This is a genomic window from Sphingomonas arabinosi, from assembly GCF_036663715.1.
Lineage (GTDB): Bacteria > Pseudomonadota > Alphaproteobacteria > Sphingomonadales > Sphingomonadaceae > Sphingomonas.
This window is the reverse complement of record NZ_JAXOJN010000010.1, coordinates 96,199-109,868: the sequence shown is the minus strand read 5'-3', so window position 1 is coordinate 109,868 and position 13,670 is coordinate 96,199. Positions and strand designations below refer to the sequence as shown.

12 protein-coding genes and 2 tRNA genes are annotated in these 13,670 nt (G+C 65.8%); 6 read left to right on the top strand and 8 right to left on the bottom strand.

The window, feature by feature from the left end:
- Positions 1-80 precede the first annotated feature (80 nt).
- The 3 genes from U1708_RS15715 to U1708_RS15705 all read left to right on the top strand — a co-directional run bounded on the left by U1708_RS15715 (position 81) and on the right by U1708_RS15705 (position 1,379).
- A tRNA-Arg gene (locus tag U1708_RS15715) sits at positions 81-157 on the top strand.
- A gap of 50 nt (positions 158-207) precedes the next feature.
- Positions 208-284, top strand: a tRNA-Arg gene (locus U1708_RS15710).
- Between the two features lie 147 nt (positions 285-431).
- Positions 432-1,379, top strand: coding sequence for an alpha/beta fold hydrolase (locus U1708_RS15705; RefSeq protein ID WP_332746754.1), 948 nt, complete (start codon positions 432-434; stop codon positions 1,377-1,379).
- Positions 1,380-1,622: 243 nt separating this feature from the next.
- Here the strand turns inward: U1708_RS15705 and U1708_RS15700 are convergent, their stop codons facing one another.
- The 5 genes from U1708_RS15700 to yaaA all read right to left on the bottom strand — a co-directional run bounded on the left by U1708_RS15700 (position 1,623) and on the right by yaaA (position 6,858).
- A complete protein-coding gene (locus tag U1708_RS15700; protein WP_332746752.1) occupies positions 1,623-1,973 on the bottom strand; it encodes a DUF952 domain-containing protein in 351 nt (116 codons plus the stop codon).
- Positions 1,970-4,750 carry a DNA gyrase subunit A gene (gyrA, locus tag U1708_RS15695; protein ID WP_332746751.1) on the bottom strand — a complete coding sequence of 927 codons (2,781 nt, stop codon included), beginning with the start codon at positions 4,748-4,750 and terminating at the stop codon, positions 1,970-1,972. Before gyrA ends, U1708_RS15700 begins: the two co-directional genes overlap by 4 nt.
- A 121-nt stretch (positions 4,751-4,871) precedes the next feature.
- On the bottom strand, positions 4,872-5,153 hold the full coding sequence (locus tag U1708_RS15690) for a hypothetical protein (protein ID WP_332746750.1): 282 nt from the start codon (positions 5,151-5,153) through the stop codon (positions 4,872-4,874).
- Between the two features lie 272 nt (positions 5,154-5,425).
- The gene (locus tag U1708_RS15685) at positions 5,426-6,112 is read right to left on the bottom strand and encodes an SDR family NAD(P)-dependent oxidoreductase (protein WP_332746748.1); all 687 of its coding nucleotides are present in this window, start codon (positions 6,110-6,112) and stop codon (positions 5,426-5,428) included.
- Positions 6,109-6,858, bottom strand: a complete 750-nt coding sequence (gene yaaA, locus U1708_RS15680; RefSeq protein ID WP_332746747.1) for a peroxide stress protein YaaA — start codon at positions 6,856-6,858, stop codon at positions 6,109-6,111. Before yaaA ends, U1708_RS15685 begins: the two co-directional genes overlap by 4 nt.
- A gap of 163 nt (positions 6,859-7,021) precedes the next feature.
- Here yaaA and U1708_RS15675 point away from each other — a divergent pair, with 163 nt between their 5' ends.
- Positions 7,022-8,314 (top strand): hypothetical protein, encoded by a 1,293-nt coding sequence (locus tag U1708_RS15675; RefSeq protein ID WP_332746746.1) that lies wholly within the window; start codon positions 7,022-7,024, stop codon positions 8,312-8,314.
- 249 nt (positions 8,315-8,563) lie between these two features.
- Here the strand turns inward: U1708_RS15675 and U1708_RS15670 are convergent, their stop codons facing one another.
- The gene (locus tag U1708_RS15670) at positions 8,564-9,031 is read right to left on the bottom strand and encodes an Lrp/AsnC family transcriptional regulator (protein ID WP_055880606.1); all 468 of its coding nucleotides are present in this window, start codon (positions 9,029-9,031) and stop codon (positions 8,564-8,566) included.
- Between the two features lie 197 nt (positions 9,032-9,228).
- Here U1708_RS15670 and U1708_RS15665 point away from each other — a divergent pair, with 197 nt between their 5' ends.
- Complete coding sequence (locus U1708_RS15665) at positions 9,229-11,085, top strand: histidine kinase dimerization/phospho-acceptor domain-containing protein (protein WP_332746744.1); 1,857 nt, start codon at positions 9,229-9,231, stop codon at positions 11,083-11,085.
- Positions 11,082-12,068, top strand: coding sequence for a polysaccharide deacetylase family protein (locus tag U1708_RS15660; protein ID WP_332746743.1), 987 nt, complete (start codon positions 11,082-11,084; stop codon positions 12,066-12,068). The genes U1708_RS15665 and U1708_RS15660 overlap by 4 nt, the downstream gene beginning before the upstream one ends.
- Before the next feature lie 441 nt (positions 12,069-12,509).
- Here the strand turns inward: U1708_RS15660 and rpsI are convergent, their stop codons facing one another.
- A complete protein-coding gene (gene rpsI / locus U1708_RS15655) occupies positions 12,510-13,067 on the bottom strand; it encodes a 30S ribosomal protein S9 (RefSeq protein WP_082443995.1) in 558 nt (185 codons plus the stop codon).
- Entirely contained in the window at positions 13,067-13,546 is a 480-nt protein-coding gene (rplM, locus tag U1708_RS15650; protein ID WP_060524218.1) for a 50S ribosomal protein L13, read from the bottom strand. Before rplM ends, rpsI begins: the two co-directional genes overlap by 1 nt.
- Positions 13,547-13,670: the final 124 nt, after the last annotated feature.

Sequence of the window (13,670 nt, the reverse complement as noted above, 5' to 3'; positions counted from 1 at the left end):
GCGTCCACGCCCTCCGACACAACTTTCTCGCGGCAAACCCTTGCGCCCCCGAAAATGCCTGCTATCAGCGCCCCTCCAGTGCACCCATAGCTCAGCTGGATAGAGCATCAGACTACGAATCTGAGGGTCGGGCGTTCGAATCGCTCTGGGTGCACCAGGATTTTCCGCTTCACGGCGGGCTTGTCGAACCGGACACGGTGCGGCGATGCACCCATAGCTCAGCTGGATAGAGCATCAGACTACGAATCTGAGGGTCGGGCGTTCGAATCGCTCTGGGTGCACCATTCTTCCTATCATCGGGCGTCGAGCCAGCGGGCGATGCGGTCTCGCGATCGGTCGGTCGCGTTCATCCGCCTGCGCGTCGGCGACCGCGACTGCGACTTTGGACACGGCGGCGCGTTCAGCGCACTATGTACTTGAAGGAGATGGCGATGAGGCGGACGGGCAAGGGATTGATCGGCGGGGCGCTGTTGGCGGCGGTATCCGGGATCGGGCTGTCGTTCTATTCGAGCCGTGTCGCGCGAAAGGCCGAGGAGCTGGTGCCGGCCGAGGGGCGCTTCCTCGACGTCGCGGGCGCTCGGCTGCACTATATCGACGTCGGATCCGGTCCGACGATCGTCATGGTCCACGGCCTCGGCGGACAGTTGCGCAACTTCAGCTATGCGCTCGTCGATCTGTTGAAGAACGACTACCGCGTGATCGTCGTCGATCGGCCGGGATCGGGCTATTCGACTGCGACGGGGGCGATGCCGGGCATCATCGGGCAGGGCGCGATCATCGCCGACTTCATCCAGAAGCTCGGGCTCGATCGCCCGTTGCTGGTCGGGCATTCGCTGGGCGGTGCGCTTAGTCTCGCGGTCGGGCTCGATCATCCGCACCTTGTCCGCGCGCTCGCACTGATCGCGCCGTTGACGCAGCCGCTGGAGCAGGTGCCCGAGAGCTTCCGTGGGCTGGCTAGGATCCCGTCGGGTGCGCGTCTGGCGTTCGCGCAGGTGCTCGGCACGCCGCTAAGCCGGTTGACCGCGAAGAAGACGCTTGAGGGCGTGTTCGCGCCAGAGGCCGTGCCGGAGGATTTCGTGACGCGGGGCGGCGGCGCACTGTCGGCGCGGCCGATCGCGATCGCGGCGGCGGCGGCGGATCTGGCCGGGGCTAACGACAATGTTAGAGCGATGGTCGGGCGGTATGCGGAGATCGGCTTGCCGGTGCGGATTTTGTTCGGGCGGCAGGATGCGATTCTCGATCCGGCGTGGAATGGGCACCGGACGGCGGCGGTTATTCCGGGCGCTAAGATCGACACGATCGAGGGCGGGCATATGATCCCGATTACTGCGCCTGAGGCTTGTGCGCGGTTTGTAAGGGCTGCGTTCGCGGCTGGGTGAGGGGTGATTGCAAGAGCATACCCGAACACATCCACCCCGGCAAAGGCCGGGGCCCAATTGGAAAGGTCGATGTAATTGGGGACGGCGCTCCGTTAGCGACGTTCCCCAATTGGGCCCCGGCCTTCGCCGGGGTGGTGTTAAGAGGTCGGAAATCTACGAACCCTCGCGCCTCTTTGTTCTCCTGCGAAGGCGGGAGCCCAGTCTGGGCTCCCGCCTTCGCGGGAGAACAAGCTTTGGTCTAGGTTACCCCGCGACGGGGAGCTTCACCTTGCCCGCGTCGTCGCGCTCCAGCGGGCCGTAGGACAACACGACTTCCAGCAACAACGGCCCACCGTAGACGTGCGGGAACAGCTGCCCGCCGCGCGACTCTTCCCACTTCACCTCGTCGCCGAGCGCTTCGAGATCGATCGCCGCAACATGCAGGTCCGACTGGCCGGCGAAATGCTTGTCCACCGTCTCCGTCAACTGCTCCGCGGTCGACAGGTGGATATAGCCGTCGGCCAGATCCACCGGCGCACCCGCGAAGCTCCCGCTTTCGAGCGTCGCCAGTTGCTCCCCCGTCAGCACCTTATAGGCAATCGGATCGCGGCTCACTCGCCGTCCTCCGGACCCGCGGCGGTATCCTCGCCGATCGTCGCGCCAGTGTCGGGTGCGACCTCTGGCACGGCATCCGCCAGGTTGATCTCGGCGTCTTCCTCGGTTTCCTCGATCCGCGCGGCGGATACGACATGCTCGCCCTTCGCCACGTCGAACAGCTTCACGCCGGCCGAATTGCGGCTGATGACGCGGAGCGACGCCAGCGTCGTGCGGATCAGTTTCGCCTGGTTGGTCACCAGCATCAGCTGATGGCCCTTGGCTGCAGCGAAGCTCGCCACCACCGGGCCGTTACGGCCGATGTTGTCGATGTTGGTGATGCCCTGGCCACCGCGACCCGTGCGGCGGTAATCATAGGCGCTCGACAGCTTGCCATAGCCGTTCTCGCAGACCGTCAGGATGAACTGCTCGCGGTCCTTGAGATCGTTGTAGCGCTCGTCGCCCATCCCGTGATCGCCCTCGCGCTCGCCCTTCCACGGTGCGAACTTGAGGTACGTCTCGCGCTCCTCGGGCGTCGCGCCGACGCGGTGCAGGACCGACAGCGAGATGACCTCGTCGTCGTTCTTCAGCGTGATGCCGCGCACGCCCGTCGACGTCCGGCTCTGGAACTCGCGGACGTCGTCACCAGCGAAACGGATGGCCTTGCCGCACTTGGTCGCGAGCAGCACGTCGTCATGCTCGCTGAGCAACGCGACGCCGATCAGCTTGTCCTCCGAAGCCTCCCCATTTTCACCGGGCTCGAACCGCATCGCGATCTTGCCGTTCGACGGCACGTTGGTGAACGCATCCATCGCGTTGCGGCGGACGAGCCCGCGCTGCGTCGCGAACATCACGTGAAGACGGCTCCACTCGCTCAGATCCTCCGGCAGCGGAAGCACGGTCGAGATCGTCTCGCCGGGTGCCAGCGGCAGCAGGTTGATCATCGGCCGGCCACGCGTCGCTGGCCCACCCTCGGGCAGGCGCCAGACCTTGTAGCGATAGACCTTGCCGAGGTTCGAGAAGAACAGCACCGGGGTGTGCGTCGAGGTGACGAACAGCTCGGTGACGACATCCTCGTCCTTCGTCGACATGCCCGCGCGACCTTTGCCGCCGCGGGCCTGGGCGCGGAACGTGTCGAGGCTGGTGCGCTTGATATAGCCCTGCATGGTCACGGTGACGACCATGTCCTCGCGCTCGATCAAATCCTCGTCGTCGATGCCGTTGGCGGCGGCGGCGATCTCGGAGCGGCGCGGCGTGGCGAATTCGTCGCGGATCGCGATCAGCTCGCCGCGCATCACTTCGTACAGCTTCGCACGGTCGCCGAGGATGTGGAGCAGCTCGCCGATCGTCGCGGCCAGCGCCTTCAGCTCGTCGCCGATCTCGTCGCGGCCCAACAAGGTCAGGCGGTGCAGGCGGAGGTCGAGGATCGCGCGGACCTGCGGCTCGGACAGCTTGTAGATGCCCTCCTGCTGCTTGTCCTCGACCGCCTCGACCAGCGCGATGTACGGCGCGATCTCCTCGACCGGCCATTCGCGTGCGAGCAATTTGCCACGCGCTTCGGCCGGGCTCGACGAGCCGCGGATGATCTTGACGACTTCGTCGAGGTTGGTGACCGCGATGACGAGGCCGAGCAACAGATGCGCGCGCTCGCGTGCCTTCGCCAGTTCGAACTTGGACCGCCGCGTAATGACCTGCTCGCGGAACGTGATAAACGCGCCGATGATATCGCGCAGGTTGAGCAGCTCGGGACGGCCGCCGCGGATCGCGAGCATGTTGGCGGGGAAGCTCGACTGCGCCGGCGTGTGTCGCCAAAGCTGGTTGAGCACCACGTCGACGGTCGCGTCGCGCTTCAGGTCGATGACGATGCGCACGCCCATGCGGCTCGATTCGTCGCGGATGTCGCTGACGCCTTCGATGCGCTTGTCCTTGGCGGCTTCGGCGATCTTCTCGACCAGGCCGTTCTTGCCGGTCTGGAACGGGATCTCGGTGAGGACTATCGAGCGACGGTCGCCCTTACCCTCCTCGACGATATGGCGCGAGCGGACGATGATCGACCCGCGGCCGGTTTCGTACGCAGACTTGGCGCCCGCGCGGCCGAGGATGATCGCACCGGTCGGGAAGTCGGGGCCGGGGACGATCTCGAACAGTTCTTCCGTCGTGATCGCGCCATTGTCCATGTACGCGAGGCACGCGTCGATCACTTCGCCGAGATTGTGCGGCGGGATGTTGGTCGCCATGCCGACGGCGATGCCGCCCGCGCCGTTGACCAGCAGGTTCGGGAAGCGCGCCGGCAGCACCGAAGGCTCGCGCTCCGAACCGTCATAGTTGGGCGTGAAGTCGACCGTATCCTTGTCGAGATCGCCGAGCAGCGCGTTCGCGACCTTGCCGAGACGCGCCTCGGTGTAGCGCATCGCCGCGGGCGGATCGGGATCCATCGAGCCGAAGTTACCTTGGCCGTCGATCAGCGGCACGCGCATCGACCAGTCCTGCGTCATGCGCGCCAACGCGTCGTAGATCGAGCTGTCGCCGTGCGGATGGTATTTACCCATCACGTCACCGACGATGCGCGCGGACTTGCGGTACGGCTTGCCGGCGACGAAGCCGCTTTCGTGCGCGCCGTACAGGATGCGGCGATGGACGGGCTTCAGGCCGTCGCGGACGTCGGGCAGCGCGCGCGCGACGATGACGCTCATTGCATAGTCGAGATAGCTCGACTTCATCTCGTCGACGATCGAGATCGTGGCGATGCCGGCGGGCTCGCCGCCCTGGGGTTCGGCGAGGATAGTCTCGTCGGTCAAATCTGAACGCTTTCGGCTTGTTGCGGTGTTGTGACACACCTTAGCCGAGGGGGGGGCACCTTACTACCCCCGCGCACGCGTACGCACGCGAGAGAGAAGGGTTTCATCGTTAATTTGCGGGTTATTTGCAGGCGGTCTTGGTCTTGTTGCCGGCAAGCGAGCAATCATAGGTGACGGTCTTGCCGTTCGCGAGCTTGGCGGTGACCATGCGGCCTTTCCTGACGGTCGTAGTGTGCTTGGCGACCCTGGTGTTGCCGGTCGGCGTGGTCGTCTTCGTCGTGGTGGTGTGCGTCGCAACGGTCTTGGGCTGGACGCTGGTCTGGGTCTGAGTGGCGGCAATCGCTGCGCCGCCGGAAAGCAGCGCGCTACCGGCGAGGATCGCGAGGGGGAGGGACTTGGTCATGGGGATATCCTCTCTGCTTCGGCCTTAGTGGAAGATGAGCAGAGCATGCGCCGGGGGACCTGACCGCCCGATGGCGGATGGGTGAAATCGGCGTCATGGACGCCTCACTTCTTACCCAAGCCCCCGCCTTCCAAGAAAGAAGGCCCTCACTTCTTACCCCTCCCTGGAAGGGAGGGGCAGGGGGTGGGTCGGCTTCCGCATTGGCTAGCTGTGGCGATCTATAACCGGCCGACCCACCCCCAACCCCTCCCTTCCAGGGAGGGGAGCAGAACTCAGGGCGTGACCTCAACCCCATCCCACGCGAACAGCTTCCCGCTATCCGGCGCCCGCAGACCGTCGATCACGTCGAGCAACTGCACCGCCGCGCGGTCGGCCTTGAACAGGTTGCCCGCCGTCACATTCCCCTGGAACGGCTTCGACAGCCCGGTGTCCACGGTCCCCGGATGCAGCCCCACGACGATTCCGCTAGAATTGCGCCGTTTGTCCTCGATCGAAATCGTCTTCACCAACTGGTTCAACGCCGCTTTCGACGCCCGATACCCGTACCAGCCCCCCAGCTTGTTATCGCCGATGCTGCCAACGCGCGCCGAGAGCACCGCAAACACGATCCGTCCCGCCTTCGGTGTCACCGGCAGGAAATGCTTCGCCACCAGCGCCGGCCCGATCGCGTTGATCGCGAAGTTGCGCGCCATCCACACCGGATCGAGCTCGCGCATCGCCTTCTCGGGACCCTTGTCGCCGTCGTGCAGCAATCCCGTCGCGACGATCACCAACGTCGGCGATCCGACGCGCCCGGCTGCCGCCGCAATGCTGGCCTCGTTTTCCAGATCGAGATGCCGGTCCCCGCTTTCCGATCGCGCGAACCCGTAGACCGTGTCGAACGCGCCTTCCTCGATCAGCGCCTCTTCCATCGCCTTGCCGATGCCGCCCGAGGCGCCGATGACGACCGCGCTGCTCACTTGCGCACGAACCGGAACTGCGCGTCGCTGCTGCCCGCCGCGTCATAGGCATAGCCGTCGCTGTCGAAGCCCTTGATGCCCTCGATATCGTCGACCCGGTGCTCGACCAACCACCGCGCGACCATCCCGCGGGCCTTCTTCGCGTGGAAGCTGACGAACTTCTGCGCCTCGCCCTCGCGGAAATCGATCGCGACGACGCGGATCGACTTGGGCAGTTTGCCGTCCGCCGCCGCCCAATATTCCTGGCTGGCGAGGTTCAGGATCGTCCCCGATCCCTCCACCTCGACATCGTCCGCGAGCAGCTTGGCGATCCGATCGCCCCACCAGTCGGTCAGCTTCGTCTTCCGCGGTGCCCAGCGCGTGCCCATCTCCAGCCGGTAGGGGCGCATCAGATCGAGCGGGCGGAGCAACCCGTACAGCCCCGACAGCATCCGCACATGATCCTGCGCATAATCCACCGCCGCCTCGTCGAGCGTCTTCGCTTCCAGCCCGGTATAGACGTCGCCCGCGAACGCGAACATCGCCGGCCGCTCGGGCAGCGTATCGAAATCGCGGAACCGGTCCGCGTTCAGCTTCGCCAGCGCCGGCGAGATATGCATCAGCTCCGACAGCTTCTTCTGCGTCAGGTGCGCGGCGGCATGCGCCAGCGTCTTCGCCTCGTCGGCAAACCGCGGCACGGTCGGCTCGAGCTTGGGCAGCGCGCTCTCGTAATCGAGCGTCTTGGCGGGCGATAGGACAGCGATCATCGCCGCGATCTAGCGACGGCCGGGGGCGCGTTCAATCGACGTTCACGCGCAATCTCACATCCGCGGGATCCAAGCCGCTCGCTTGAACGTATGCATGGCGGATCATATAGCGACGTCGCGCGCCACTTACGTAAGCGGGCCGACGCAGAGGGAGAGTTTCCGCATGAAGACCATTTCCAAGCTTGCACTGATTGCGGCGTTCGCCACCGGCACGAGCGGCCTTGCGCTGTCGGCGCCTGCGTTCGCCAAGGACAAGAAGACCGATGCGGCGCCGGCAATGAAGCTGAGCCCCGAAGTCCAGAAGCCCGGCATCGCCGCGCAGACCGCGCTGACCGCCAAGGATTACGCCGGCGCACAGACCGCGATCGATCAGATCGATGCCGCCGCGAAGACCGATTACGAGAAGTATATCGGCGCCGCGCTCCGCTATCAGCTCGAGAACGAAAAGCTGGTTGCCGCGCAGACCGCCAACCCGAACGCACCAATGAACGAGACGACGCTCGCAAAGCCGCTCGACGCGCTGATCGCCAACCCGGCGACGCCGGCCGCCGATCGCGGCCGCTACGCCTATCGCCGCGGCGCGCTCGCGTTCAACGGCAAGCAGTATCCGATCGCACTTCAGTATTTCGCCAAGGCGAAGGAGCTCGGTTACAACGATCCGAACCTGCCGCTGCAGATCATCAAGGCGAAGATGGACAGCGGCGACGTCGCCGGTGCGACCGCCGACCTGGATGCCAGCATCGCGCAGATGACCGCATCGGGCCAGAAGGCGCCGGAAGAGTATTATCGCTATGCCGTCGCAAAGTCGTACGCGGCAAAGCGCAATGCCGATACGATGGCGTGGCTGAAGAAGTGGATCACCGCGTATCCGACCGCGAAGAACTGGCGCGACGTGCTAATCCTGTCGGGCATCCAGGCCAACGCGCTGATCCCGCTCGACGAAGCGCAAAAGGTCGACGTGTTCCGCCTGATGCGTGCGACCAACGCGCTCGCCGACCAGACCGACTATCTGCAATATGCCGACAGCGTGAACCGTCGCGGCCTGCCGAGCGAAGCGCAGGCGGTGATCAAGGAAGGCCTGGCACAGGGCAAGATCCCGGCGTCGAACACGATGGCCAAGGGCCTGCTGGCGGATGCGACCAAGAACATCGCCAACGATGGTCCGTTGTCGGGTCTCGAAAAGCGCGCTGCGGCCGCTCCCAACGGCAAGCTCGCCGCCGGTACGGCCGATGCGTATCTCGGCCAGAACAACTATGCGAAGTCGATCGAGCTGTATCGCCTGGCGCTCACCAAGGGCGGTGTCGATGCCGACGACGTGAACCTGCACATGGGCATCGCGCTCGCCCGGTCGGGTGACAAGGCCGGCGCCGCGACGGCGTTCTCCGCGGTCAAGGCGTCGCCAAAAGCCGACGTTGCCGGTCTGTGGACGACCTGGCTCGGCGCACCGGCTGTATAAGCTAGGCCGTCCGAACCGAGAAACGGGGCGGCAGAAATGCCGCCCCGTTTTCGTTTGTAGCTACGACCGCTAAGTGCGGCGTCCGAACTCCTTTCCCTGAAAGGGAGGGGCAGGGGGTGGGTAGGCCGGCTCGTGCCACGAAGGTTCGATCCAGCGGAACCCGACCCACCCCCAACCCCTCCCTTCCAGGGAGGGGCGAAGGTTAGCCAACCCTCGATCCTCCCCCTGGCGGGCAAGGATCGAAGCGCTTTAATCCACCACCACCGGGATCCCCGACAGCGCCTTCGCCGTCCGGATCGTCAGCGAAGTCTTCACGCTCGCAACGTTCGGCGCGGGCGTCAGGTGGGTCGTCAGTATCTCCTGGAAGCTCTTCAAATCCGCCGCGACGATCTTCAGGATGAAGTCGATCTCGCCGTTGAGCATGTGGCATTCGCGGATTTCGGGAATGTCGGCGATGTGATGCTCGAACGCGGCGAGGTCGTGCTCGGCCTGGCTGCGTAGCGACACCATCGCGAACACGGTGATCGGGAAGCCCAGGCGGCTGGCGTCGAGATCGGCGTGGTAGCCGCGAATGGCCCCCGCTTCCTCGAGCGCGCGGACACGGCGAAGGCAAGGCGGGGCGGTGAGCCCCACCTGGTCGGCCAGGTCGACATTGGTCATCCGACCGTCGGCCTGCAACAGCGACAGGATCTGGCGATCGATCCGGTCAAAACTCATTTCACGCAACTCCCGATAGGCATCGCAAACCACGCGATTCATTCCTCATAGCGATAAGATTGTTGCGGCGAAACGCAATTGTCCCACAATGCGACGAAGGCGTTTGCACGCCAAAATGGGTTGTTCCTTCGGATTATCGGGCGCGTTAAGGAATCGGTACGGAGTGCGTGCTAAGCCCGCTGAAGCCGGGGAACGATGTGCGGTTCGACGATAGCCTGAAGACGATCCTTGCCGCCGACATGGCCACCGATTTCGGTGCGCAATCGGCATGGCGGCAGTTGGTCGACCTGATGGGGCGCGGTCGGGCGGCGGTCGACGAACCTGCCATCGCGCGGTTGCGCCTGTTGCGTCTGGCGGTGCCGGTCGAGGTCCGTGCCGCGAGTGCGCGCGCGCTGGCGTTTGCGAAGCCGGATGCGCGCCTCGTCGGGTTCTTCGCGGAAGACGCGCTGGCGATCGCCGCACCGGTGTTGCGAACAGCGACGCTCGAGCCCGACGAATGGCTTGCCCTCCTGCCGCGACTGACGCCGCAGAGCCGTTCCGTCCTGCGTCACCGTCGTGACCTTCCGGCGGAGGTCCAGCGCGGGCTGCTGAGCTTCGGTAGGACGGACTTCGTTTTGCCGAAACCCGAAACACCGGTCGAGATGGAGGTCGCCGAGACCGAACCGGTCGAGCCGATCGCCCCCGAACCGGTCGTCGCTCAGCCGAACGCCCCCGAGCCGGCGCCGATCGAACGGGCGCCAGCCCGCGATGAACCGGTCGAAGAGCTTCCCGAGCTGTCCCTCTACGCCGCGCCGCTCAGCGAAACCCCGTTCCTGACGCTCGGCGCAGTTGCGCGCGGGCTGCCGTTCGTCGCCGAGGCATTCCGCCACGCCGAGCTCGCCGAGACCGAGCCGACCGTGACCGAGCCGGCTGGACCGGCCCCGGCTGACCGGTTCGAAATCTCCGACCTCGTCGCGCGGATCGAGGCGTTCAATCGCGACCGGACGGTGGAGGCCGCTACGCCGACGCCCGCGATTGCCGAAGTCGAGGGCTTCCGCTTCGAAACCGATGCGCAGGGTATCATCCGCATGGTCGACGGCGTCGCGCGTTCGGCACTGGTCGGCGTGTCGCTCGCCTATGCGGCGCAGCAGGGCGAGGCGCAGCTCGACGGCGTCGCGGCGGGGGCGTTCCGTCGCCGCTCGCGGTTCAGCGATGCGCGACTCGAAGTGGGCGGACTGTCCGATGCGTTCGGATCGTGGCGGCTGTCGGGCGTGCCCGCGTTCGAACACGCGTCGGGCCGCTTCATCGGTTTCCGTGGAACGGGACGCCGCCCGCGCCCCGACGAGACTGCGGCGCCCGCCAAACCCGAATCCTCGCCGGTCTCCGATTCGCTCCGCCAGCTCGTCCACGAATTGCGCACGCCGACCAACGCGATCGCGGGGTTCGCCGAGCTGATCGAAACGCAGTTGCTCGGCCCCGTGTCGCCGACCTACCGCGAGCGTGCCGCCGCGATCCGCACGCAGGCCGGCGACCTGCTCTCCGCGATCGACGATCTCGATACCGCCGCGCGAATCGAAGGTCGGGCGCTAGACCTTCGCCCGACGACGGTCACGGTTCGCCCGCTGCTCGACCGCGTCACGCGCGATCTGGCGCCGCTGGCCTCGCTGCGTGGCACCAGCCTCAACGTCGCGATGCCGGCGGGCGATTGCGAGATCCTCGGCGACGACCGCGCTGTCGAACGATTGGTCGGCCGCCTGCTCGCCGCCTTGGTCTCGGCCGGCCGGAACGGCGAACATCTCGGCATCGTCGTCCGCCCCGTTGCCGACACCGTGACGATCGAGTTCGACCGCCCCGCCGCGCTTGCGGCCTATGCGACCGATGTCCTGCTGAGCATCGACGCCGAGCAGGAGGGCGACGGCGCGCCTCTGCTGGGCACGGGGTTCGCGCTCCGTCTCGCCCAGAACCTCGCGGTCGAACTGGGTGGGGTGCTCACGATCGGGCTGGACCGCCTGACCCTTCAACTTCCGGCAGCGAATAAGGTGGATTTGGAGCCGATCGCCGACGAACAGCGGTGACGTATCGCCCTCCGCGCCCGACCGACGCGCAGCGCGTGGTATGGCCGGAAGATTTCGGCACCCGCTTCACCGTCTTCGTCGACGTCGAAGAGGAATTCGACTGGACCGCCCCGCTCGATCGCCGCAACCGCGCGACCATAGCGATGGCGGCCTTTCCAGAGGCGCATCGCCGGTTCGCCGACCGCGGCGTCGCGCTGACCTGCATGGTCGACTATCCGATCACTACCGACCCGGCGTCGGTCGAGATCCTTGCGCATGTCCTGGAGGACGGGCGGTCCGAGATCGGCACGCAGCTCCACGCCTGGGTCAATCCACCGTTCGCGGACGGCGCGCCGCCGGGATCGAGCTATGCCGGCAACCTGCCGCGCATATCGGAAGCCGCCAAGCTAGAAACTTTGACGAGGGCAATCACGGCAGCGTTCGGTAGTGCGCTACGCGTCTATCGCGCCGGGCGCTACGGCATCGGCCCCAACAGTTTCGCGCTGCTTGCCGGGCCCGGCTATCGGATCGATAGTTCGGTCCGCCCCGGCTACGATTATAGCGCCGACGGCGGTCCGGACTTCTCGATGGCGGAAGCCGGCGTCTATCGGTCGGGGGGGCATCGTAGAGTTGCCGCTGACTACCGTGTTCACGGGCCCCACGCGCGTCGCGCTGGCCCGCGGCTGTACCGAGCGCTCGGACGCATTCCAAAGGGTAGGGGCCTGTTCGCCCGCGCCCGCCTTTTATCCCGGATCGCACTGACGCCAGAGGACATGCCGATCGCCGATGCCCTTGAGGCCGTCGCGGTAGCGGCTGGCGAGGGGGTGAGGCTGCTCAACCTGTCGTTCCACTCGCCGTCCTTGGCACCGGGCCACACCCCTTACGTACGCGACGCCGCGGATCTGAAGCGCTTCCACGACTGGTGGACGACGATGCTCGACGAATTCGACCGCCGCGGCATCCGCAATGCCTCGCTTGACGAGATCGTCGTGGCGTTGGGGTGAGGCTCTGCCGAAGCCGGTGAGACAATCGGCGCTACTGGGATACAGATAGAGTGTTTCCCCGCGAAGGCGGGGACCCAGACTGGGCTCCCGCCTTCGCGGGAGAACAAGAAGCGGGCGCGAGGCTAAGAGCTTGAAGCGATGTCGGCCTGTCGGGCCGATCGACGAACTCGATTGCCGTGGTGTCCGCAACGCACCGCCTCGACTCCGACGCGCTCCCCTCCCTGAACGGGAGGGGCAGGGGGTGGGTCGGTCTCCGCATATTCGACCGCTTGGGGCTCAAGCTGGCCGACCCACCCCCAACCCCTCCCTTCCAGGGAGGGGAGATCGTTGTGCTTCGGGGCGGCTACCCGGGCGATCTGCTTTCTTCCACGATCGCCCAAAACCAGAAAGGGCGGCCCGTTGCCGGACCGCCCTTCTGATACGCAGATACTGAAAGCGAGATTAGCGCTTCGAGAACTGGAAGCTACGACGGGCCTTCGCCTTGCCGTACTTCTTGCGCTCGACGACTCGGCTGTCGCGGGTCAGGAAGCCTGCTGCCTTCACCGAGGCGCGCAGCACCGGCTCGAAGCGGGTCAGCGCCTGGCTGATGCCGTGCTTGACCGCGCCGGCCTGGCCCGAAAGGCCACCACCCTTGACGGTGCAGACGACGTCGTACTGACCTTCGCGCTCGGTGATCCCGAACACCTGGTTGATGACGAGACGCAGCGTCGGACGTGCGAAATACACTTCCTGATCACGACCGTTGATCGTGATCTTGCCGGTGCCGGGCTTGACCCAGACGCGGGCGACGGCGTCCTTACGACGGCCGGTCGCGTAAGCGCGGCCCTGCTTGTCGAGGATCTGCTCGCGCAGCGGCATCGGCTCGCGGACGGGCTCGTTCGAGACCGGCGCTGCGAGATCGCCTTCGCTGGTCGGCAGAGCCTGCTCGGCGGGGGCAGCCGGCGCGGGCTGGTTGGTCAGGCTCGCGAGATCGGCGAGCGACTGGCGGTTGTCGGACATTATGCGCCCACCTTGTTCTTGCGGTTCATGCTGCCGATGTCGAGCACGGCAGGGTTCTGTGCCTCGTGCGGATGCTCGGTGCCCTTGAAGATACGCAGGTTGCGCATCTGCTCACGACCCAGCGGCCCGCGCGGGATCATGCGCTCGACGGCCTTTTCGAGAACGCGCTCCGGGAAGCGGCCGTCGAGGACCTTGGCGGCAGTGATGCCCTTGATGCCGCCGGCGTACCCGGTGTGCTTGTAATAGATCTTCTTCGCGGCCTTGTTGCCGGTGAAGCGGATCTTGTCGGCGTTGATCACGACGACGTTGTCACCGCAATCGACATGCGGGGTGAACGACACCTTGTGCTTGCCGCGCAGGACATTGGCGATGATCGATGCGGCACGACCGACGACGAGACCTTCCGCGTCGACGATATGCCACTGCTTCTCCACCTCAGCCGGCTTCGCCGACTTGGTGGTCTTCATGAGCGCCTTCATGGGCGTTAGACCTTCCAGATTGAATGCAAGCGCACCAAGGGGAGGCCCCGCAGCGCGAATGCCGGCCTAATGCTGAAAGGGGGGCTTCAAGTCAAGCTTTCCGCCGGTTTCCTGACGGGTATTA

Excerpts from the sequence above, each read along its gene's own strand:
- U1708_RS15690 (WP_332746750.1), bottom strand. The coding sequence starts at position 5,153 with ATGACCAAGTCCCTCCCCCTCGCGATCCTCGCCGGTAGCGCGCTGCTT.
- U1708_RS15670 (WP_055880606.1), bottom strand. The coding sequence starts at position 9,031 with ATGAGTTTTGACCGGATCGATCGCCAGATCCTGTCGCTGTTGCAGGCC.
- yaaA (WP_332746747.1), bottom strand. The coding sequence starts at position 6,858 with ATGATCGCTGTCCTATCGCCCGCCAAGACGCTCGATTACGAGAGCGCG.
- U1708_RS15705 (WP_332746754.1), top strand. The coding sequence starts at position 432 with ATGAGGCGGACGGGCAAGGGATTGATCGGCGGGGCGCTGTTGGCGGCG.
- rplM (WP_060524218.1), bottom strand. The coding sequence starts at position 13,546 with ATGAAGGCGCTCATGAAGACCACCAAGTCGGCGAAGCCGGCTGAGGTG.
- rpsI (WP_082443995.1), bottom strand. The coding sequence starts at position 13,067 with ATGTCCGACAACCGCCAGTCGCTCGCCGATCTCGCGAGCCTGACCAAC.
- U1708_RS15675 (WP_332746746.1), top strand. The coding sequence starts at position 7,022 with ATGAAGACCATTTCCAAGCTTGCACTGATTGCGGCGTTCGCCACCGGC.